This is a genomic window from Nonomuraea fastidiosa (assembly GCF_042751225.1).
GTDB lineage: Bacteria > Actinomycetota > Actinomycetes > Streptosporangiales > Streptosporangiaceae > Nonomuraea > Nonomuraea fastidiosa.
Map to the genome: position 1 here is coordinate 8407457 of NZ_CP170570.1, position 20952 is coordinate 8428408.

14 protein-coding genes are annotated in these 20952 nt (G+C 71.6%); 8 read left to right on the forward strand and 6 right to left on the reverse strand.

Features of this window, described 5'->3' with window-relative positions; translation table 11 throughout:
• The first annotated feature begins 68 nt into the window (after positions 1 to 68).
• On the forward strand, positions 69 to 728 hold the full coding sequence (locus tag ACFMQL_RS38790) for a TetR/AcrR family transcriptional regulator (protein WP_364067862.1): 660 nt from the start codon (positions 69 to 71) through the stop codon (positions 726 to 728).
• A 174-nt stretch (positions 729 to 902) separates the two neighbouring features.
• Here ACFMQL_RS38790 and ACFMQL_RS38795 read toward each other — a convergent pair whose 3' ends face one another.
• Positions 903 to 7175 carry an RHS repeat-associated core domain-containing protein gene (locus ACFMQL_RS38795; RefSeq protein WP_378789778.1) on the reverse strand — a complete coding sequence of 2091 codons (6273 nt, stop codon included), beginning with the start codon at positions 7173 to 7175 and terminating at the stop codon, positions 903 to 905.
• Between the two features lie 411 nt (positions 7176 to 7586).
• Here ACFMQL_RS38795 and ACFMQL_RS38800 point away from each other — a divergent pair, with 411 nt between their 5' ends.
• The 4 genes from ACFMQL_RS38800 to ACFMQL_RS38815 are packed head-to-tail and all read left to right on the forward strand — an operon-like array spanning position 7587 to position 9874.
• The gene (locus tag ACFMQL_RS38800; protein WP_364067866.1) at positions 7587 to 7922 is read left to right on the forward strand and encodes a PadR family transcriptional regulator; all 336 of its coding nucleotides are present in this window, start codon (positions 7587 to 7589) and stop codon (positions 7920 to 7922) included.
• Positions 7919 to 8308, forward strand: coding sequence for a DUF1048 domain-containing protein (locus ACFMQL_RS38805; protein ID WP_364067868.1), 390 nt, complete (start codon positions 7919 to 7921; stop codon positions 8306 to 8308). The genes ACFMQL_RS38800 and ACFMQL_RS38805 overlap by 4 nt, the downstream gene beginning before the upstream one ends.
• A gap of 31 nt (positions 8309 to 8339) precedes the next feature.
• Positions 8340 to 9116, forward strand: a complete 777-nt coding sequence (locus ACFMQL_RS38810) for an ATP-binding cassette domain-containing protein (protein ID WP_364067870.1) — start codon at positions 8340 to 8342, stop codon at positions 9114 to 9116.
• Positions 9113 to 9874 (forward strand): ABC transporter permease, encoded by a 762-nt coding sequence (locus ACFMQL_RS38815; RefSeq protein ID WP_364067872.1) that lies wholly within the window; start codon positions 9113 to 9115, stop codon positions 9872 to 9874. The genes ACFMQL_RS38810 and ACFMQL_RS38815 overlap by 4 nt, the downstream gene beginning before the upstream one ends.
• Positions 9875 to 9883: 9 nt before the next feature.
• Here ACFMQL_RS38815 and ACFMQL_RS38820 read toward each other — a convergent pair whose 3' ends face one another.
• From ACFMQL_RS38820 to ACFMQL_RS38840, 5 genes are all read right to left on the reverse strand, one after another.
• On the reverse strand, positions 9884 to 10630 hold the full coding sequence (locus ACFMQL_RS38820) for a class I SAM-dependent methyltransferase (protein WP_378789782.1): 747 nt from the start codon (positions 10628 to 10630) through the stop codon (positions 9884 to 9886).
• 556 nt (positions 10631 to 11186) lie between these two features.
• The gene (locus ACFMQL_RS38825; protein ID WP_364067876.1) at positions 11187 to 13307 is read right to left on the reverse strand and encodes an alpha-galactosidase; all 2121 of its coding nucleotides are present in this window, start codon (positions 13305 to 13307) and stop codon (positions 11187 to 11189) included.
• 41 nt (positions 13308 to 13348) lie between these two features.
• Entirely contained in the window at positions 13349 to 14254 is a 906-nt protein-coding gene (locus tag ACFMQL_RS38830; protein ID WP_364067878.1) for a carbohydrate ABC transporter permease, read from the reverse strand.
• Positions 14251 to 15165 (reverse strand): sugar ABC transporter permease, encoded by a 915-nt coding sequence (locus ACFMQL_RS38835; RefSeq protein WP_364067880.1) that lies wholly within the window; start codon positions 15163 to 15165, stop codon positions 14251 to 14253. Before ACFMQL_RS38835 ends, ACFMQL_RS38830 begins: the two co-directional genes overlap by 4 nt.
• On the reverse strand, positions 15162 to 16487 hold the full coding sequence (locus ACFMQL_RS38840) for an extracellular solute-binding protein (RefSeq protein WP_364067882.1): 1326 nt from the start codon (positions 16485 to 16487) through the stop codon (positions 15162 to 15164). Before ACFMQL_RS38840 ends, ACFMQL_RS38835 begins: the two co-directional genes overlap by 4 nt.
• Positions 16488 to 16683: 196 nt before the next feature.
• Here ACFMQL_RS38840 and ACFMQL_RS38845 point away from each other — a divergent pair, with 196 nt between their 5' ends.
• The 3 genes from ACFMQL_RS38845 (at position 16684) to ACFMQL_RS38855 (ending at position 20952) form a co-directional block, all read left to right on the forward strand.
• Positions 16684 to 17820: an ROK family transcriptional regulator gene (locus ACFMQL_RS38845; protein ID WP_364067884.1), complete on the forward strand. Its 1137-nt coding sequence runs from the start codon at positions 16684 to 16686 to the stop codon at positions 17818 to 17820.
• Between the two features lie 276 nt (positions 17821 to 18096).
• The gene (manD, locus tag ACFMQL_RS38850; protein ID WP_364067886.1) at positions 18097 to 19305 is read left to right on the forward strand and encodes a D-mannonate dehydratase ManD; all 1209 of its coding nucleotides are present in this window, start codon (positions 18097 to 18099) and stop codon (positions 19303 to 19305) included.
• Between the two features lie 75 nt (positions 19306 to 19380).
• Complete coding sequence (locus ACFMQL_RS38855) at positions 19381 to 20952, forward strand: glycoside hydrolase family 31 protein (RefSeq protein WP_364067888.1); 1572 nt, start codon at positions 19381 to 19383, stop codon at positions 20950 to 20952.

The window sequence follows — 20952 nt, forward strand, 5'->3', positions numbered from 1 at the left end:
AGTCAATCAACGGGCCACCGCTACTCTGAGAGCCGGACATTCCGCCCGAGTGCCGGAAGGAACACGACGTGACCCCGCCCGTCACAGGCAAGCCGCCCACCCGGCGGCAGCTCGCCGCCCGGGAGACCCGCCGCAAGCTTTTGGAGGCGGCGCTGGAGCACTTCACCCGGCGTCCGTACGCGGAGGTCACCGTCGGCGACATCGCCCGCACCGCCGGGGTCGCCCACGGACTGCTGTCCCACCACTTCAACGGCAAGGAGAACCTGTACGCCGAGACCGTCCGCGAGATCGACCGCCGCCTGCGCGCCGCGGCCGCCATCGGCGACGACGGCGCCCCCGTCGAGCGGCTGCGCCGCCATATGGCCGGCCACCTGCGTTTCCTCGCCGCGAACGAGGACGCCGCGCTCAACCTGATCCTGCGCCGCGCGGAGGCCACCGACATCGCCCAGGAGGCGTTCGAGGCGACCCGCCGCGAAGGGCTCGCCGCCATCTGCGGGCTGCTCGGCCTCGACCCCGCCGAGCCGGCTTTGCGGCTGCCGCTGCGCGGCTTCGCCGCGGCCTGCGACGAGACCGCGCTGAGCTGGCTCAGGGACGGCCGGCCCTGCTCGATCGATGACCTGGTGGAGCTGTGGCTCACCTTCCTGAAGGCCGCCGTCGCCGCAGCCCGGGACGCGGCGCGCACGCCCGCCCTCGACGCGGCGTACGAACTGCTCACACCCGGCTCCTGAGGGCCGTGGACGCGGCCGGCCCCCGCGAAGCCCGGCCCGGCCCGTGAAACAGCCGGCCGTGAACGCGGGGAGCCCGCCCTGGAAAGAGCCGGAACGCGGGGAGCCCCCGCTCCGGACGGGGGTTCCGTCCGGAGCGGGGGCTCGGTGCGTCCTTTCTCTTGCGTATCCGATCGATCAGGAGGGAGGCGTGGCCGGCGGCCGCAGGATCTCCCAGATGCGGTAGGCGATCACCCAGCCCCTGCGGTCCGAGCGCGGCGTCTCCGACACGTACGGCTTCGACGCCGGGCCCCAGCCGGTGCCCTGGTGCGCGATGGTGTCCGCCTCCCTCGGCGTCGCCCTGGTGTACGACCCGGTGGGATGCACCCGGCCGAGCTGCTGGTCGATCGAGCGCTTCTGCGCCTCGGTCAGCCCGCGCGGCTGGGAACTGTTCGTCGGCGTCCGCTGGGCCTTGGGCGGCGCCTGCCGCTGCACGGCCTTGCGGCTGGTCGGACGGACCGCCGGACGGTGCCGGTAGGTGGTCTTGGGCTTGCTCGCCCGCCTGGTCACGGCCCTGCGCGCGGCCGCCGCGCGCCGCTTGGCCGCCGCCGCCCGCCGTGCCGCCGCCGCCGCACGCCGCTTGGCCGCCGCCGCCCGCGCCCGCTGCCGGGCCAGCGCCGCCTTACGCCTGGCGATGGCGGCCGCCCGCCGCTTGGCCGCCTCCGCGGCGCGCTTCCTCGCCTCGGCCGCCGCCCGCTTCCTGGCGGCTTCCGCGGCGCGCCGCCTGGCCGCCTCGATGGCGCGCTTCCTGGCCAGGGCCGCCGCCCTGCGCCGGGCCGCCGCGAGCGCCGCACGCCGGGCCGCCGCCGCTGCCGCCCGCCGCGCCGCGGCCTGGGCCGCCTTCTTGATCGCCCACCGCGCGGCCACCCGCGCGGCGATGCCGACCACGAACCAGACGATCTGGCCGTCGGGGTCGCTCATCGACACCGGGCTGTTGTTGGCGTAGGCGTAGCCGTTGAGCTGCTGCGGGTCCGCCGCGTCGATGATCGGGTCCACCGACAGGAAGCGGCCGTTGGCGGGGTCGTACTCGCGGGCGCCGAGGTGCACCAGCCCGGTGGTGGCGTCCTTGGTGCCGCCGACGAAGCCGCGTTCACCCGGCCACCATGGTGGCGGTGTCCCGCGATCCTCACCGAACGGGGTCTGCCTGCGGATGGCCACCTCACCGGTGCCGGCGTTCACCATCGCCTGCGCCGTGCCCTGGTGGTCGTTGCCGATGAAGTAGACCTGGTTGTCCGGCGTGCGGACCGCGATGGCCTCGTTGCCGATCGTGTAGTACCGGGTCTGCTCGACGGCGTTCTTGGCGTAGTCGAACCGCAGCTCCATGTCGTCGATGTAGAGGGTGGCGTCGGTCGGCGTCTTGCGCAGCAGCCGATCGCCGTCGGCGTCGTAGATGAACGACGTCGTCTTGCCGCCCTCGGTCACCGACTCCAGGTTGCCCTCGGCGTCCCAGACCAGGGTCTGGTCGGCGTTGCCGACCTTGCGCCTGATCGTGTTGCCCGCCTCGTCATAGGCGAACACGTCGGAGCCGACGCTCTGCAGCGCGTGCGGCTGCTTCTCGCCCGCCTTCGGGTAGGTGAAGGTGCGCACCTTGTCGGCGGTGCCGCCCCAGCCGTGCTTGACCTCCTTCGTACGGTTGCCGGTGACGTCGTACTCGTAGCTGACGGCGTACGGCGCCACGCCGCCGATCTTGTCCGCCTGCGGCGAGCCGCTCGCGCAGTCATCGGTGGCCGTCCACGCCGCGGTGAGCCGGCGCAGATGGTCGTGGGTGAAGCACTGCGTGTCCTGGTTGGCCCGGTCGGCGATCTTGGTGATGTTGCCGACCGCGTCGTAGCTGTAGGTCAGGTCGAGGTCGCTCTTGGACGCCCCGGCCCGGTCCATCCGCATGCTGGTGAGCCTGCGGTTGCCCTCGTCGTAGGTGTAGGTCAGCCAGGTCTTCTTGCTGCCCTCGCCCAGCTCGTACTGGAGCGTCTCGCCCAGCTTGCTGTAGCGGGCCGCGGTCACGTACGCCGACAGGCCCGTGACCTTGACCGGCTGGTTGAGGTCGTCGTAGGTGTAGACGACCTGCTCGGCCTCCAGGCCGCCGCCGGCCGGGAAGCTGATCGACTGCACCTGGTCGTCGAGCGTGTAGCGGGTGTTGAGCTGGTAGGAGCCGGCCAGCTTGCCCTCCCGTTCCGGGATGGTGATGGTCTGGCGCAGCGTGCGGTAGTCGGCGTCGATCGCGTTGATCTCGGCCTTGTACGCCTGCCCGTCCACGTACCGGATGGAGGCGTGCATGTGCCCCTTGGCGAGCCCGTCGTACTTCCACTCCGCCAGGAGCGTGCCGTTCTCCGAGCCTTCGCGCATCTGGGTCTTGCGGCCGAGCGCGTCGTAGCCGTACCAGAGGGTCCTGCCGCGGGCGTCGGTGGTGGTGACGACCTCGTCGGCGTCGTTGTACGTGGTGGTCGTGACGCCCTTGTCGGGGTCCTCGGTCTTGATCTGGCGGCCGCGCATGTCGTAGTGGTACCGCCAGACGTTGCCCGCCGGGTCGGTCACCGACGCGAGCCGGCAGGCGCGGTCATAGGTGTACGTGGTGGACTCGTACTCCCCTGTCGGCGTGGAGCCCTTGTACTGGCGCAGCTCGATGAGCCGGTCGTGGGCGTCGCCGATCCTGGTCGTGGCGGTGTCGCCGGGCAGCGGGGTGATGTGGATCCTGTCACCCTCGTCCTTGACCGAGACGCGGTACTTCTCCACGCCCTTGACCTTGAAGACCTCGGCGTTCGGCTCTCCCGCGCCGTCGTAGAGCTTGACGACCTGGGAGGGCACGGCGGTGTCCGCCACGCCGAGCAGCTCGGTCGAGGGGTTGCCGGTGGCGAAGTAGCCGGTGTTGGCCTTGGACTCCTCGCCCTGCGAGTTGTAGAAGGTGTCGGTGATCGTGCGGCCCTCGCGCAGCGCCGGATCCGGCGCCGTCTCGTCGATGGGCGCGGGTTCCTGGGTCTGGCGCTCGCGCATCAGACCGTCGAACAGCTCGTGGCTGGTGGTGTAGGTGCCGTCGGCGTTGAGCGTCTTGGTGGTGATGACGCTCGGGCCGTCGTTGCGCACCAGGTAGGAGTACTCGGTGCTGGGCGACTGGCCTGCGGCCTTGCTGCGGTCCGGCTGCCAGACCTTGATCAGCCGGCCGAGCGCGTCGTACTCCATGTCCACGCGCCGCCCGGCCGCGTCGATCTCGGCGACCGGCTCGCCCCAGGCCGGCTGGAGCAGCGTGCGCTCGGTGTGACCGAGCTGGTTGGTCTCGGTCGTCTCCGTCGGCAGCGCGCCCGTGGCCGGGCTGTAGGTGGTGACCGACTTGGTGCCGACCGGGTCGGTCTCGGTGAGCTCGCGGCCGTACACGTCGTACGTGTGGGCGCTGCCGGTGATCGTCTTGCCGTCGGGCGAGACGAGCTCCTGCACCGCCGTCACGTCACCCTTGGTCGGGGCCTGGCCGTTCGACTGGCCGTCGTACTGGATCCTCTCGTCGGAGACGATCTCGTCGGCGGACAGCTTGGCCAGCCCGGTCGCGCAGGCGGCCGCCACCTTCTGCACCCTGCTCGGGAAGTCGAGCATCCAGCTCGTGTCGTTGCGGGCGTAGGTGTAGCGGATGCACTGGTCGTCCTCGCCGGTGGCGAGGTCGCCCTTCTCCTCGACCTGCAGCAGCAGGCCATTGGTGTCGTACGTGCGGTCCTCGCCGGTACGCCGCCACTTGCCGCCCGAGACCGCGGTGCGGGTGACCATCGAGCTCGGCTGCACCATGTGCGCGGCCTTGGTGACGCCGCCCTGCGTGGACTCGGCGGTCTTGGCCGACCAGGCGTCCTGGACGGTGGCGGTCAGGACCGAGCCGCCGTCGCCGTCGTAGAGGATCTCCTCACGCTCGAACCCGGCGAGCTGGTCGAGGTCGTCCTTCTTGACGCCCTCGGAGTCCTCCACCTGGACGTTGCGCTTGGAGCCGTCGGCCAGCCGGTCGCCGTGCATGCCGCGGAAGTAGCGGAACTCCGTCAGCGTGCGCTTGCCGTCCTGGCCGTCGCCCTGGCGGACGCGGACCCGGCCGTAGCCGCGGAAGTCGGCCCACGTGCGGTGCTCGGGCTTGACGAGGATGTTGTCGGCGTAGTGCCAGGCGGCGCCGTCGAGGTACTCGTAGTCGGTGACCACGTTCGGCGAGCCGCCCACCCGGTCCACCTCGATGGTCTGGGTGACCACGTACTTGTGGAACCAGTCGGTGACCTCGGACTCGCCCGGCGGCGCCCAGCGCTGCGGGAAGCAGCGCCTGGTGTTCTTGTCGGCCGCCGCGGGCACGTCGCCCGGCTCGCAGTCGGCCGCCGAGTAGTTGATGCGCAGCTCACCGCCGTACTCGTTGTTGATGGCCTGCACCCGCCACTTGACCAGCGGGGCGCGGCCCTCGTTCGAGTCGACCCTGTTGGGCAGCTGCACGCCGGTGAACGTCACCGGCGGCAACGTGATCGTGCCGCCCACGTGCCCGGTCTGCTGGACGGAGGCCAGCCACAGCGCCGGGCTCATGCCGTCGCCGGAGGCGGGGAAGCTGTGCGTCAGCGTCCAGGAGTCCACCGGGGTGAACTGGCCCGAGCTGTCGCGCACCTGCGTGGTGACCTTGGTGAGCCGCTTGCGGGTGAAGAACGTCGGCGCCAGCCGGTCGGTGCACTTGGCGCCGCTGTCGCAGATCTGGTCGAACGGAACGTCCGGCCAGTGACTCGCGGTGTCCTTCTTGAGCTGGTCGGGCGCGCAGGTGATCGAGCCGCTGGGCAGGCAGCGCTCGGCCACGTCGAACACGACGCGAGCGGCGGGCTGCTTGGTGAACAGCTCGCTGCTCAGGTAGCCGTAGTCGATGCGGGTGAGGTAGGCGGCGCGCACGTACTGGGTGCCCTGCTCGGGCTTCATGTTGCGGCCGTAGTAGTTGGTCTCGCGCTCGTACCAGTACGTGGTGGCGTTGCCGTGGGTGTCCACCTCGTAGTCGAGGTTCCAGCGGTAGGCCTGCTGGCACCAGGCGTTGGCCGGGGTGCTGCTGTAGCAGGGCTCGCCGCTGTTGTTGCCGAACACCGGCACGGTCTGCACGGACTTGGTCTCCGGCTTGCCGCTGCTCCAGCCGGGCAGCCGGTTCATGCCGAAGGTGTACTGGGTGCCGTCCGGCGTGGTGACGCGCCAGTACTCACCGTTGTTGTCGCCGTTGGTGGCGCCGGTGAGCAGCTCGATCCTGGTGCCGTCGTCGCGCTTGGGCCGCCACTGCTTGGTGGTGGCGTCCTTGATCAGCTCGACCGACGAGTTGCCGAGCGACATCGTGGCGTTGTCCTGGTCCCAGCACAGGTCGCCGGTCTTCTTGCCGTCGAGCATGCACGCCTTGTAGCGGCGCTCGATGAACCCGCCGGGGTTCAGCTCGAAGCCCTCACCGACCCAGGACGTCTGGTTGTTGGTGGAGACGGTACGGCCGTCCACGCTCTGCGAGGAGTAGCCGAGCGAGATCTCCGGCTCCTCGCCGCCGAGCGACGGCGGCACGCGCATGTCGTAGCTCCAGTTGAAGTCGCCGGACTGGGTGCCGACGCTCCAGTCGGACGCGGGCGACAGCGACGTGGCGGAGTGGTCGCCCGACGGGCCCGACGTGGCGGCGGTGAGCGCGTACAGGCCGTTGGTCTCGACCTCGGCGGTGACCGTGCCGGCGGTGGCGTTGTTGTCGCTCTTGACGGGCTCCGGCGGGGCGCAGTTCGCCGCACCGGTGAGCGCGCACTCCTCCAGCTTCACCACGCGCAGGCGGGAGCCGTAGTCGCCGCCGAAGGCGTGGCGGAAGCCGGAGTAGTCGATCTCGATGCGGGTCTTCTCCGCCGCCTTGGCGGTCGCGGCGCCCTGTCCCGGCGTGATGCGCATGGCCAGGCCGAGCAGGTCGGTGTCGAGCAGCTCGACGGTGATGGGAGCGGCGTCCTTGGCGCTCTCACCAGATTTGGCTGCTTTCTCGGACTTATCAGCACGTGGTGCCAGTCGGACTGGGAAGTCCGACGCGGTGGTCTTGGCGGTGGCGGCGCCGCCCAGCTCGGCCTTCTGGGGCTTGGGCCAGCTGACGGCGGGCGCGGCCTGCCACGCCTGCTTGGCGGCGGGGTCGGGAAGCGGTGGCTTGACCGGGACCTTGGTGCCGGTCACCGGCTTCTCCCGCTGGACGGCGGGCGCGGAACGGGGTTCGGCCTGGGCGGGCATGGCGAAGACCATGTCCACCATCAGGACGACGGAGAGGAAGGGGGCTAATCTGCGGGGCCAGCGCGAGGGCGGTTTGGCCTCCGCCGTCGCGAACCGGTTCCAGGACTGATCCGGGGCGTCGGTGCCGTCGGTACTGTCCGGTGGCCTCTGGCGCAGGCCGGTCCATCGGGAGTCGGGCAGGGCTAACTCGTCTGGCAGATCCATGAGGGCTCTCCAGTGCTTCGGGACGCCGACCGGGCAGGGGTGCGGTGCCCGGCGCGCCGTGCGTACGAGACCCTCGCGGGTCTCGCTTACGGGGGTGAGGAGACGATCACGACGGTGATCGCATCGTCACCTGCGACAAGCCGGAAATCCAGACTTCTGCTCGTTCTGCTCACGATATTTTCCAGCCACACCGTCGCCGTTGAAAATTTTCGCCCGCCACACGCCCGCCACATCGGCGGAGCGTCCCGCGCGGAGCAGGCGCCCGAGCTGCGCCGCGACAGCGGGTACGTGCCGCTCCTGGACGGGCCCGCTTCGTCATGTCCGCAGGAAAAGATGCTTGCGCTCTCGCCGGTATTCAGCATTACTATGTACCGGTACCTAACATTGCTGAGTAGCTGATGAAGGGCGTCCATGGGCAGGCAGCTGACGGAGATGCTGAAGGGCACGTTGGAGGGGATCGTGCTCGCGATCCTGTCCGGCCGCCCGGCGTACGGCTACGAGATCACCGCGTGGCTGCGCGACCAGGGCTTCTCCGAGATCGCCGAGGGCACCGTCTACGCGCTGCTCGTGCGCATCGAGCAACGCGGGCTCGTCGACGTGGAGAAAGTCCCGTCGGAGAAGGGTCCGCCGCGCAAGGTGTACACGCTCAACGCGCAGGGCCGCGAAACCCTCGACGAGTTCTGGAGGAACTGGAGCTTCCTCGCCGAACGCCTCGACCAGCTCCGCGAAGGAGGCCACCCATCATGACCACGGAAGGCGAGCCCAGGAAGGGCCTGCGGCGCTACGTGGAGGTGCTCACCGGATCGTTCGAGCACAAAAAGCGCTACCGCGACTATAAGGCGCGGGTCGAACGGCTTCCCGCGAGCCACCGCACGGCCGTCGAAGCGCTGCAGCGCTACATGGTCTACTTCGGCCCCGGCACCGGCGAGAGCCTGCTGGCGATGCTGGAGGACCTCGCCGACCTCTTCGAGCAGAGCGCGGCGAGCGGGACGCCGGTCCGCGAGATCGTCGGGGACGACCCGGTCGAGTTCGCCGAGACGTTCCTGCGCAACTACCCGGAAGGCCAGTGGCTGAGCCGCGAGCGCAACCGGCTGGCCGACGCCATCGATCGCGTCGCCGACGACCGGCCGTGACCCGGCGGACGTGACCCAGAACGGACCTGACATGACCACCCACCAGGGGCCCGCCATCAGCGTGCGCGGCCTGGAGAAGTCGTACAAGGACCTGCAGGTGCTGCGCGGCGTGGACTTCGAGGTGGCGCGGGGCAGCGTCTTCGCGTTACTCGGCTCGAACGGAGCCGGCAAGACCACGATCGTGCGCATCCTGTCCACGCTGCTCAAGCCGGACGCCGGCCGCGCCGCCGTCAACGGCCTCGACGTCGTCACCCAGGCCGCCGACGTTCGGGCGTCCATCAGCCTCACCGGCCAGTTCGCGGCCGTGGACGGGATGCTCACCGGGCGGGAGAACCTCGTCATGGTCGCCAAGCTGCGCCACCTGAAGCGGCCGGGCGAGGTCGCCGACGACCTGCTCGCCAGGTTCTCGCTCACCGACGCGGGCGGGCGCAGGGTGGCGACCTACTCCGGCGGCATGCGCCGCCGGCTCGACATCGCGATGAGCCTGATCGGCGATCCGCCGGTCATCTTCCTCGACGAGCCCACCACCGGGCTGGACCCCCAGGCGCGCGTCGAGGTCTGGCGGGCGGTCAGGGAGCTCGCCGGACGCGGCACCACGATCCTGCTCACCACGCAGTATCTGGACGAGGCCGAGCAGCTCGCCGACCGCATCGCCATCCTCCACCAGGGCCGGATCATCGTGGACGGCACGCTCGACGAGCTGCGGCGGCTCCTGCCGCCCGCGGAGGTCGAGTACGTCGAGAAGCAGCCGACCCTCGAAGACGTCTTCCTCGCGCTCGTCGGCGCCGGCTCCAAGGAGGCCACATGACCCGGCACTTCCTCGCCGACACCACCGTGATGCTGGGCCGCTCGCTGCGGCACATCGCGCGCAGCCCTGACACGATCATCACCACGACGATCATGCCGATCGCGATGATGCTGCTGTTCGTGTACGTCTTCGGCGGCGCGATCGACACCGGCCCCGTCGCGTACGTGGACTACCTGCTGCCCGGCATCCTGCTCATCACCGTCGCGTCCGGCATCGCCTACACGGCGTTCCGGCTCTTCCTCGACATGCAGAGCGGGATCTTCGAGCGGTTCCAGTCGATGCCGGTCGCCCGGTCGTCGGTGCTGTGGGCGCACGTGCTGACCTCGCTGGTGGCGAACCTGATCTCGCTGGCGGTGGTCGTGCTGGTCGCCGCGCTGATGGGCTTCCGCTCGCCCGCGGGCCTGCCCGCCTGGCTCGCCGTGGCGGGGCTGCTCGTGCTGTTCACGCTCGCGCTGACCTGGCTCGCGGTCATCCCCGGGCTCACCGCCAAGAGCGCCGACGGCGCCGGCGCGTTCTCCTATCCGCTCGTCTTCCTGCCGTTCGTCAGCTCGGCCTTCGTGCCCACCGCCACGATGCCGGGCCCGGTACGCGCCTTCGCCGAGCACCAGCCGGTGACGGCGATCGTCAACGCCATCCGCGACCTGCTGGCCGGGCACCCGGCGGGTCCCGGCGTGTGGAGCGCCGTCGGCTGGTGCGCGGGGCTGCTCGTCGCGACGTACGCCCTGGCCATGGTCATCTACCGCCGCAAGATCGCCTGATGCCGCTGGTCAGGCGATGAGCAGGCGCAATCCCATATCCGCCGCGTCGAGGCCGAGCAGGTCCCGGTTGCGCTCGGCCCACCGGCCGGAGTCCAGGTCGGCGCGGAGGTCCCGGACGGCTCGCCGTTCGGCCTCCGCGCCGGCCTTCGTCCACACCGAGACGCCGCGGCGGACGCGCTCCTCCAGGTACGCCTCGGGCCGCCGCCAGAACGCCTCGAAGAAGCCGTCCGCGCAGTCCCACGGGATCGGCACCGGCTCGATCCCGGCTCCGATCGCGGCGGCGAGTTCGCCGATCGACGGCCGCCCGATCAGCAGATCGGCCACCTCGGGCAGGTAGTCGCGGGTGAGCCAGAACCGGTCCAGCCATCCGGCGCGGCCGGTGTCGTGGGTGAACACCACCACGCGGCGCGCCACCCGCCGCAGCTCGCGCAGCCCGGCGATCGGGTCAGGCCAGTGGTGCACGGACGCGACGGACATCGCGGCGTCGAAGGCTCCGTCGTCGAAGGGCAGGCTTGCGGCCGAGCCGATGAGGCACGGGGCCGCCTCCGGCGGGCGCTGCGACCGCATCACCGCCGACGGCTCCACCGCGAGGACGTAGCGGTCGGCGGGCTCGTACGAGCCGGTACCGGCCCCCACGTTCAGCACGGTCCCGGCGTCGCCGAGCGCGGCCAGGATCCGGGCGGCGATGCGCGGCTCGGTGCGCCGGGTCGCGGTGTAGCCGGCTCCGATGGTGTCGTACAGCCAGGCTTCTGACATCGGCGCCGCCGCCCTTCGCCCGCGATTCCAGGATGCGTCTTTGCCTCCATCCCAGCATCCCGAGCGCTGTTGAAGAAGGAGGCGGGCGCGAGAAGGGGGTGCGGGGCGCGCGAAGAAGCGCGCGGGCACACGAAGAAGCGCGCGGGTACGCGTCCGCAAGCCGCGCGGGCGTGGAGCGAACGCGCGTACAGCCGCCGCGCGGGCGCGCGGAAATGAGGCGCGGGCGCCGCTGCGGGGCGCCCGCGCGCTTTCCCGGCGGAAGATGCCGGCCAGGGCGAGTCCGGCGGGCGCCTGGCCGGTCAAGGGGGAGGTCGCCGGGAGGAGTCGGCGCGGCCGGCCGTGGAGGGGGTGGGGCCGACCAGCCGCGCCTTCCGAGGAGAGCACAGAGTGCACCGGCTCTGCGTCCGCGCCCCGATGTCCGGCGGGGCGCGGCGGCGGAGGCCCGGCACGCCGTCAGGGTGGGTTCGTCAGGGTCCCCTTTCCGCAGGTCCTCGCTGGCGTGCGCCAGCCTAGGAACACCCGCCACACGTGCACCACAATTCCGCTATACGCACGGTCATGCCGTCGTGCTGACGGCCTCGACGTGCACCAGCACCGACTGCTCGGGGAAGAGCGGCGGGGCGGCGATGCCGGCGGCGGCCAGCGCGGAGCCGGGCAGCTCCAGCTCGCCGGAGGCCCAGGCGGGTGCGGCGCCGCGCGAGGTGAACGGCATCAGCGGGCGGACGCGGTAGACGGTCTCGGGGTCGAGGCCGGGCAGCCGGACAGGGCCGGGCGGCCAGGTGGCGGGACGGCCGAGCACGGCGATCTCGTAGACGGCCTCCGATGCGTCGGCGGCGACGACGCCGTGGGCGCGCACGCTCTCCGGGGTGTCGTCCACGCGGACCATCGTGCCGGTGTGCAGCAGCTCGCGGTGGCGCTTGTGCAGCGCGACCCAGGCGGCCAGCTCGTCCAGCTCGGCGCCGGTCAGGGAGGTGAGGTCCCATTCGATGCCGTAGTGCCCGAAGAACGCGGTGGCGGCGCGGAACGACAGGTCGTGCCGGCGGCCGGTGGTGTGGGAGCGCTCGGCGCCGATGTGGCTGCCGATCAGCTCGGGCGGCAGGAGCTGGGCGGTCCAGCGCAGGATGTCCTGCCGTTCGACGGGGTCGATGCAGTCGCTGGCCCAGACGCGGTCGGTGTGCTGGAGCATGCCGAGGTCGACGCGGGCACCGCCGGAGGAGCACGCCTCGATCTCCAGCCGGGGGTGCGCGGCGCGCAGCTCGTCGAGCAGCCGGTAGACGGCCTCGGTCTGGGCGTGCACGGCGGGCCTGCCGCCGTGCGCGGTGGAGCCGGCGTCCACGAGGTCGCGGTTGTGGTCCCACTTGAGGAAGTCGATCTCGTACTCGCCGACGAGGGCGAGCAGCCGCTCCTTGATGTAGGCGTACGCGTCCGGGTCGGTGAGGTCGAGCACCTGCTGGCGGCGGGCGGGCGGGGGCAGCCGGTCGCCCGCCTTGAGCATCCAGTCGGGGTGGGCGCGGGCCAGCTCGGAGTCCGGGTTGACCATCTCGGGCTCGACCCACAGCCCGAACTCCATGCCGAGCGTGCGCACCCGCTCGACCAGGGGGTGCAGCCCGTCGGGCCAGACGGCGGGGTCGACGTACCAGTCGCCGAGCCCCGCGCCGTCGTTGCGGCGGCCGAGGAACCAGCCGTCGTCCAGCACGAACCGCTCCACGCCGACGCGGGCGGCCCGGTCGGCGAGTTCGAGCAGCCGGTCGAGGTCGTGGTCGAAGTAGACGGCCTCCCACGTGTTGAGCACCACAGGGCGGGGGCGCACCGGGTGGGCAGGGCGGGCGCGCAGGTGCTCGTGGAAGCGGTGCGCCGCCTCATCAAGGCCGCGCCCGTACGTGGCGTACACCCAAGGAGTGCGGTACGTCTCCCCCGCGGCCAGCACGATCTCGCCGGGCAGCAGCAGCTCGCCGCCGCCGAGCATGGTGCGGCCGGTGGCGGTGCGCTCGGCGTAGTGGCGGTGGTTGCCGCTGTGGCCGACGTGCACGCCCCACGCCTCGCCGCGACGGAAGCCGATCCCGGCGGTGGCGGCGAACAGCACGGTCGCGGCGTCGGCCCCGGTACGGCCGCGCCGGTTCTCCCGCAGGTGGGTGCCCACGGTGAGGGCGCGGCGCTGCGGCACGCGCTCCTTGGACCACCGGCCCGCCTGGTCGAGCAGCTCGGTGGGGTTGCCGTGGACGGGGAAGACGAGGTTCAGCGCGTCGAGCGTGTAGGGCAGGTCGTGCCCGTTGCGCAGCTCGGCCTGGGCGCGCAGCAGCCCCGACGGGTCCAGCTCGACGGTGACGGTGAGGCCGAGCCGGGAGTGCGGGTCGCCGCCTGCGGCGACGACGCGCTGCCCGTGCTGCTCGCAGGTGACGTCGGTGAAGGCGGGCGACCAGCCGGTCCCCCCGTCGTGGTGCCCGGACAGCCCCGGCTCCCCCATCCACCCGGTACGCGCCTCCGGCACGATCGCGGTGCGGATCGGCACTTCGACGGTCTGGTCGGACCTGGGCCGCAGCTCGGCGGCCAGGTGCTCCAGGTCGTCGCCGCCGAGCGGCCCCAGATCCGGCCCCCAGTGCAGGATCGCGGGGAGCGCGCCGGGCGGGCATTCGAGCACCACCGACACGCCGGCGGCTCGGAGATGGTGAAGATGCATGCGGTGCTTTCCGTTCGGGGGTGGTTCGTGCGGGCGGCCGGTCAGCCCTTGAGTCCGCCGCTGAGCAGGTCGAGCCGCCAGAAGCGCTGCAGGAAGAGCAGCAGCGCGATGAGCGGGATGACGGACACGGCGGCGCCGACGATGGCGATGCCGTACAGGGCGGGCTCGGAGGAGCCCTTGGCGAGCAGGGTGTAGAGGCCGACGGTGATCGGGAACTTCGACTCGTCGGAGAGCATGATGTACGGCAGCAGGAAGTTGTTCCACGTGCTGACGAAGTGCAGCATGAAGATCGTCACCATGCCGGGCACCATCATGGGCAGCCCGATCGAGCCGAAGATGCGGTACTCGCTCGCGCCGTCGATCCTCGCGGCCTCCAGGGTCGCGTCCGGCACCGACGCGATGGCGTACACGCGGGCCAGGTAGATGCTGAACGGCGAGATAAGGCCGGGCAGCAGGACCGACCAGTACGAACCGACGAGCCCGATCTCCGACATGAGCAGGTACTGCGGGATGGCCAGCGTCATGCCGGGCACGAGGACGCCCGCGAGGATCGCGTAGAACAGGACGTTGCGGCCGCGGAAGTCGTACTTGGCCATGCCGTAGCCGGCCACCGTGGAGATGAGGGTCGAGACGACCGAGCCGAGACCGGCGTACAGGGCGCTGTTGCCGGCCCAGGTGAGGAAGCGGCCGTCGCCGTAGGTGAACAGGTCGTGCAGGTTCTCCAGCAGGCCCGTGCCGGGGGCGAAGGTGAAGGTGGAGAACAGCTCGGCGCTGGACTTGGTGGCGGCCACGACGACCCAGGCCACCGGCACCAGGCAGTAGAAGGCGCCGATGAGCAGCACGACGGTGGGCAGGATCTTGGCCCGCTGGTGCGGCAGCGGCTTGGCGGCCACCGCCGCGCCCTTCTTCCCCGTCCTGCCGGGGCGGCTCGCGGTGACGGCGCTCATGACATGCCTCCGAAGGCGCGCTTCTGGGTGACCTTCAGCAGCACCACGGAGACGACCAGCGTGCCGACGGCCAGGACGACCGAGGCGGCCGAGGCGAGCGGCAGGTCGTCGCGGACGAAGGCGCTGGTGTAGATGTGCATGAGCGGCACCCAGCCCTGCGAGATCTCCGTGGTCATCGGTTTGAGCGTGGTCGGCTCGCCGTACACCTGGAGGGTGCCGATGAGCGCGAACAGGCCGGTGAGCACGAGCGCGGGCGCCACCAGCGGGATCTTGACGTGCCAGGCGATGCGCCACTCCGATGCGCCGTCGATGCGGGCGGCGTCGGACAGCTCGGCGGGGATGCCGCGCAGCGACGTGAAGATGATGATCATGTTGAAGCCGACGCCGCCCCAGACCGCGATGTTGGCCAGCGCGGGGAAGATGCCGCCCGCTCCGAGGAACGGGATCTCCCCCAGCCCGAGCCGCTCGGTCACATAGCTGAACGGGCTGGTCGAGGGCAGGTACATGAAGCCCCACAGCAGGGAGGCGGTCACGCCGGGGATCGCGTACGGCAGGAAGATCGCCGTACGCGAGAAGCGGCGGGCGCGCGTGCCCGCGTGGTCGAGCAGCAGCGCGAACAGCAGGGCGAGGCCGAGCGTCAGCGGCACGCTGATCAGCCCGTAGACGGCGAGCCGCCCGAACCCGGCCCAGAACTGCGGGTCGGTCAGCGTGGTGGCGTAGTTGTCCAGCCCGACGAAGACCTCCTCGCGGGTGCCGAAGATGCCGCCGCCGGTCAGCCGCAGGCCGCGCACGCTGAGGTAGAGCGCGTAGCCGATGGGGATCGCGAGGAACAGCAGGAACAGCAGCGCGGCGGGCGCGACGAAGACGTACGGCGCCCGCGTCCCGCGCCGGGCCCGGGACGGCGCGCTCACTGGCCCGCGACCTTGAAGCCCGTGGACTTCATGTCGTCCACCACCACCTGCTGCGTCTTCTTCAGCGCGTCGACCAGCGGCGTCTTGTCGCGGATGGCGGCGGACACGGCGTCTCCGAAGGCGCTCTCCGCGGTCTTGACGTTCGGTCCCCAGGTGATGTGCGGGATCGTGCGCTGCGCGGCCTTCGTGGCGACCTCCCAGTAGTCCTTCTGACCGGCGACCAGCGCGGGCGGGTCGCTGTCGGCGGTGGCCTGCTGGCCCGCGATGGCCGCGGGGTACTCGCCGGCGGAGATCTGAATGTCGTAGGCGGTCTTGTCGGTGTTCATCCACGCAGCGAACTCGGCGGCGGCCTTGGCGTGCTTGGAGTTCTTGGACACGGCGATGGCGCTGCCGCCCTGGAAGGCCACCCGGTCGTCGCCCTCCTTCCACTGCGGCAGGGGTGCGATCGCCCAGTCGCCCGCCTGCTTCTCGGCGACGCTGTAGAGCACGCCGGGAGCCCACAGGGCGCTCGGCCAGCTCAGGATCTTGCCCTTGTTGAGCTGGTTGTTCCACTCGGGGGTGAGCAGCGGCTGGGCCTTGACCAGGTCTCTGTCGATGAGGTCCTGCCAGAACGCGGCGACCTCGGTGGAGGGGCCGTCGGCGATGCCGACCGTCCAGGTGTCGCCGTCGAGCTTCCACCAGGAGGAGCCGGCCTGCTGGGCGAGCCCGGCGAAGTTGCCGAACTCGCCGGGTGCGAAAGTGGCGAGGTAGGCCTCGGGGTCCTTCTTGCGCACCTCGGCGGCGACGTCGGCGAACTCCTTCCACGTCTTCGGCGGCTCGATCTTCAGCTCGTCGAAGCGCTTCTTGTTGTAGACCATGACCATCGGGCCGACGTCCTGGGGCACGCCGTAGACGGCGCCGTCGAAGCTGGTCAGCGACCACACCTCGGGCGTGAACGCGTCCTTGATGCCGCCGGTGTAGGCGGAGATGTCGGCCAGCGCGCCGGCCACGATCATGGCGGGCAGCGACTGGTACTCCAGGCAGGCGGCGTCGGGCGCGTTGCCGGCCCGGCTGGCCGTGAGCAGTTTCGTGGCGGTGTCGGTGCCGCCGCCGACGTCGGTGTGCCGCACCTGGATGTCCGGGTGGGCCTTGTTGAACGCCTCGACCTTCTCCTTCTTCCCGGAGCCCCAGCACCAGAACTGCAGTGTGACCGGGCCCGTCTCCGCCTCCTGCGCGGCCGTGTCGCCTCCGTCCGCGCCGTTCCCGCCGCCGGACGAGCAGGCGGCGAGGAGCACGGCCATGCCGAGCGCCGCGACGGACCGGGAGACCCCTTTGATACGCATCTCGCGTCTCCTTCCCGCAAAGCCGCCAACTTGGCTTTGCAGGGAAGCCAACTTAGAGAACAAGTGAGGTCTATGTCACTACTTCTGCACAAATTTCCGATGACAGGAGTGAGCTCAGCGGCATGTTAGCTTTGCAGCGAAAGCAACAGGGAGGGAGTCTGGCGTGATGGCCGTCCGGCCCCGAAGATGGGGCGGCATGTGGGACACGTTGCCCGACGCCGCGCGCTCCATCGTCAAGGAGCTGATCATCCACGGCCCGCAGTCCAGGACCGCGCTGGCCAAGACCCTGCACCTGTCCACCGGCAGCCTGACCCGGCTCACCAAGCCGCTGGTCGACGCCGGCCTCCTCGTCGAGCGGGACGTGGTGCACGACCCGGTCAACGGCCGCCCGACCCGCCCGCTCGACGTCGCCGCGGCCGAGCACCGCTTCCTCGGGCTGAAGCTCACCGCCGACCGGATCCACGCGGTGATCACCGGCCTGCGCGCCGAGGTGATCGCCGCCAAGGACGAGCCGATCGATGACCACGACCCCGAGGCGGTCTGCCGGCAGGCCAGGCGGCTGCTGGACGAGCTGACCGGCGCGCCGGTCGTCGGGGCCGGCGTGACGATCGGCGGCAACGGCCGCGCCGCCACCCAGGTCGGCGGCGAGCTGCTGGTGGACGCGCCGTACCTGGGCTGGCACCAGGTGGAGCTGCGGCCGCTCATGGAGCGGGCGCTCGGCGTGCCGTGCGCGGTCACCAACGACGTGGCGGCGCTCGCGCACCAGCACCACTGGTTCGGCCCCGGGCGGGGGTTGCGGGACTTCGCGCTGGTGACGATCGGGGCGGGCATCGGCTACGCGCTCATCCAGCACGACCACCTGGTGGCGGCGGCCGAGGCCGACCTCGGCATGTTCGGCCACCTGGTGCTCGACCCCGGCGGGCCGCCCTGCCCCGAGGGGCATCGCGGGTGCCCGACGGCGTACCTGGCGAGCCGGTCGGTCGAGATGGCCGCCGGGCTGGCGCTGCGGCGGGAGGTCGGCTACGACGAGGTCATGCGGCTCGCCGCGTCCGGCGAGCGGAGCTGCCGGACGCTCGTCCGCGAGTCGGGCCGGGCGCTGGGCAGGCTGATCGCGCTGGTGGCGACGATCTCGCTGGTCAAGACCGTGATCCTGGCGGGCGAGGGCGTGGAGCTGGCCCGCGTCGCCAAGGACGACCTCGACGCTGCGCTCACCGAGCACCGGCGCGGCCTGCCCGGCTCGGTCGAGGTGGTGATCGAGGACGACGACTTCCGCGAGTGGGCGCGCGGTGGCGCGGTGGTCGCCATCCAGAGCTTCGTCACCGGCAGCGACTAGGCCCCGCCGGGCGCGGCTCGCACGAGCCCACCCGCGCGAGCCCACCCGCGCGCAGCCCGCACCAGCCCCACGCGCGCAGCCCGCACCAGCCCCACGCGCGCAGCCCGCACCAGCCCCACGCGCGCAGCCGGCACGAGCCCACCCGCGCGCAGCCGGCACGAGCCCACCCGCGCGCAGCCGGCACGAGCCCACCCGCGCGCAGCCGGCACGACGGCCCCGGTTAGCGTCATGGAACAGCCCCCGTACGGGGTGCGCGCGCGTACCTAAGGAGACCGCTTGAAGATCACCGACGTCGAAGTGCTCGTCACCAGCCCGGGACGCAACTTCGTGACGATCCGCATCCGCACCGACGAAGGCGTGTACGGGCTCGGCGACGCCACGCTCAACGGCCGCGAGCTGGCCGTCGCCTCCTACCTGCGCGACCACGTCGCCCCTTGCCTGATCGGCCGCAACCCGTTCCAGATCGAGGACATCTGGCAGTACCTGTACCGTGGCGCGTACTGGCGGCGCGGCCCGGTCACGATGACCGCGATCGGCGCGGTGGACATGGCGCTGTGGGACATCAAGGGCAAGGCGCTCAACGTGCCCGTTTACGAGCTGCTCGGCGGCGCCTGCCGCAACGGCGTCATGGTGTACGGCCACGCCAACGGCCAGAGCGTCGGCGAGGCGGTGGAGGCCGTCGGCCGCTACATCGACATGGGCTACAAGGCCGTGCGCGTGCAGGCGGGTGTGCCGGGGCTGAAGGCCACGTACGGGGTGGGCAGGGGCGACCTGTTCTACGAGCCCGCCGGTGAGGGCCTGCCCAGTGAGGACGTCTGGAGCACGGAGAAGTACCTGGCCACCGTGCCCGAGCTGTTCGCCAGGGTGCGCGAGGAGTACGGCAGGGACGTGCACCTGCTGCACGACGCCCACCACCGGCTCACCCCGATCGAGGCGGGCCGGCTCGGGCGGGAGCTGGAACCGTACTCGCTGTTCTGGCTGGAGGACGCGGTGCCGGCCGAGCAGCAGGAGGCGTTCAGGATCGTCCGCCAGCACACCACGACGCCGCTGGCCGTCGGCGAGATCTTCAACACCATCCACGACGCGACCGTGCTGCTGCGCGAGAACCTCATCGACTACCTGCGCATGACCGTCGTGCACGGCGGCGGCATCACCCACCTGCGCACGGCGGCGGCGTACGCGGCGGTGCACCAGGTACGTACCGGCTGCCACGGCGCCACCGACCTGTCGCCCGTCACCATGGCCGCGGCGCTGCACTTCGACCTGTCGATCCCGAACTTCGGCATCCAGGAGTACATGCGGCACACGCCGGAGACGGACGAGGTGTTCCCGCACGCCTACACCTTCTCCGACGGCTACCTGCACCCCGGCGACGCTCCCGGCCTGGGCGTGGACTACCGGGACGACCTGGCCGAGCGGTATCCGTACAAGCGGGCGTACCTGCCGGTCAGCCGCCTGGAGGACGGCACGATGTTCAACTGGTAGGACGGGGTTTGCGGCGGCCGGGCCGTTGCTTTAGCGTCGATCCGAAATCGCGTGCCTGCCCGCGAAGGGTCCCCGATGACGCTTTCTCCCCGCCCCGCTGTCGAGCCGCTGCTGGCCGGTGACGAGCTGGAGCTGGCCGTGGAGGCGGGCGAGCGGTGGTGGGGCGGCTCGGTGGACGACGGGCTGTCGATGCCGTACGGCACGCGGCCCTTCACCCGCGATCTCGGCGGGCCCCGCGAACCCGGGGGGCCGTCCAACCAGAGCGCTCCCGTGCTGCTGTCCACCCGGGGGCGGGTGGTGTGGTCGGAGCGGCCGTTCGCGTTCGCGTTCGACGGCGGCCGGCTGCGGCTGTCGGGGCGCGGCATCGAGGTGAGCAGGGCGGGCGGCACGCTGCGCGAGGCGTTCCTGTCCGCCGCGCACCGTTTCTTCCCGCCGTCCGGGCGGGCCCCCGCCCGGCGGCTGTTCTCCGGGCCGCAGTACAGCACCTGGATCGAGCACCCGTACACGCCCACCCAGGAGGGCGTGCTGCGCTTCGCCCGCGACCTCCTGGACGCCGGCCTGCCGCCGGGCGTGGTGCTGATCGACGATCTGTGGGCGGAGGACTACGGCACCTGGCGGTTCGACCGCGCCCGCTTCCCCGACCCGGCCGCGATGGTCGCCCGGCTGCACGAATGGGGCTGCTCGGTGATGCTGTGGGTGGTGCCGTTCGTCAGCCCCGACTCGGCCGCGTTCCGCGAGCTGGAGGGGCGCGGGGTGCTGCTGCGGGACGCCTCAGGCGAGACCGCGATCCGGCGGTGGTGGAACGGGTTCAGCGCCGCCCTCGACCTCACCGACCCCGGCGCCGTCGAGTGGATCACCTCCCGGCTCGACGCGCTCGTCGAGGAGACGGGGGTGGACGGCTTCAAGTTCGATGCCGGTGACGTGCGCGACTACCGGGCCGATGACCGCACCGCCGAGCCGGCCGAGCCGGTCGATCTGTGCGAGGCGTGGGCGCGGGTGGGGCTGCGGTATCCGTACAACGAGTTCCGGGCGTGCTGGCGGATGGGCGGTCAGCCGCTCGCCCAGCGGTTGCAGGACAAGCCGGCGCTGTGGGGGCCGGACGGGATCGGGTCGCTGATCCCGGAGATGCTCGCCCAGGGGCTGATCGGGCACGCGTTCGTCTGCCCCGACATGATCGGCGGCGGCGAGATCGGCTCGGTGTCCGCGCAGGGGGCGACCGATCAGGAGTTCTTCGTCCGGTACGCGCAGGTCGCCGCGCTCGCCCCCATCATGCAGTTCTCCGTGCTGCCCACCCGCGTGCTCGACGCGACGCACCTGGCCGCCGTCCGCGAGGCGCTGGCCGTCCGCGCCGCGCTGCTGCCCCGCATCCTCGGCCTCGTGGACCACGCCGCCGCCACCGGGGAGCCGATCGTGCGCCCGATGGCGTACCACGCGCCGGGGCTCGACGACGTGACCGACCAGTTCTTCCTCGGCCCGGACCTCATCGTGGCCCCAGTGCTCGCGCAGGGCGCCACCGAGCGGGAGGTCGTGCTGCCGGAAGGCCGCTGGCGAGCCGACGACGGCACGGCGGTCGAGGGGCCCGCCCGCGTCACGGTCGCCTGCGACCTGACGCGGCTCCCCCGCTTCGAGCGCCTGCCCGCCCGCTGA

Excerpts from the sequence above, each read along its gene's own strand:
- ACFMQL_RS38840 (WP_364067882.1), bottom strand. The coding sequence starts at position 16,487 with ATGCGTATCAAAGGGGTCTCCCGGTCCGTCGCGGCGCTCGGCATGGCC.
- ACFMQL_RS38795 (WP_378789778.1), bottom strand. The coding sequence starts at position 7,175 with ATGGATCTGCCAGACGAGTTAGCCCTGCCCGACTCCCGATGGACCGGC.
- ACFMQL_RS38855 (WP_364067888.1), top strand. The coding sequence starts at position 19,381 with ATGACGCTTTCTCCCCGCCCCGCTGTCGAGCCGCTGCTGGCCGGTGAC.
- ACFMQL_RS38800 (WP_364067866.1), top strand. The coding sequence starts at position 7,587 with ATGGGCAGGCAGCTGACGGAGATGCTGAAGGGCACGTTGGAGGGGATC.
- ACFMQL_RS38825 (WP_364067876.1), bottom strand. The coding sequence starts at position 13,307 with ATGCATCTTCACCATCTCCGAGCCGCCGGCGTGTCGGTGGTGCTCGAA.
- ACFMQL_RS38810 (WP_364067870.1), top strand. The coding sequence starts at position 8,340 with ATGACCACCCACCAGGGGCCCGCCATCAGCGTGCGCGGCCTGGAGAAG.
- ACFMQL_RS38845 (WP_364067884.1), top strand. The coding sequence starts at position 16,684 with ATGTGGGACACGTTGCCCGACGCCGCGCGCTCCATCGTCAAGGAGCTG.
- ACFMQL_RS38830 (WP_364067878.1), bottom strand. The coding sequence starts at position 14,254 with ATGAGCGCCGTCACCGCGAGCCGCCCCGGCAGGACGGGGAAGAAGGGC.
- ACFMQL_RS38805 (WP_364067868.1), top strand. The coding sequence starts at position 7,919 with ATGACCACGGAAGGCGAGCCCAGGAAGGGCCTGCGGCGCTACGTGGAG.
- ACFMQL_RS38815 (WP_364067872.1), top strand. The coding sequence starts at position 9,113 with ATGACCCGGCACTTCCTCGCCGACACCACCGTGATGCTGGGCCGCTCG.
- ACFMQL_RS38820 (WP_378789782.1), bottom strand. The coding sequence starts at position 10,630 with ATGTCAGAAGCCTGGCTGTACGACACCATCGGAGCCGGCTACACCGCG.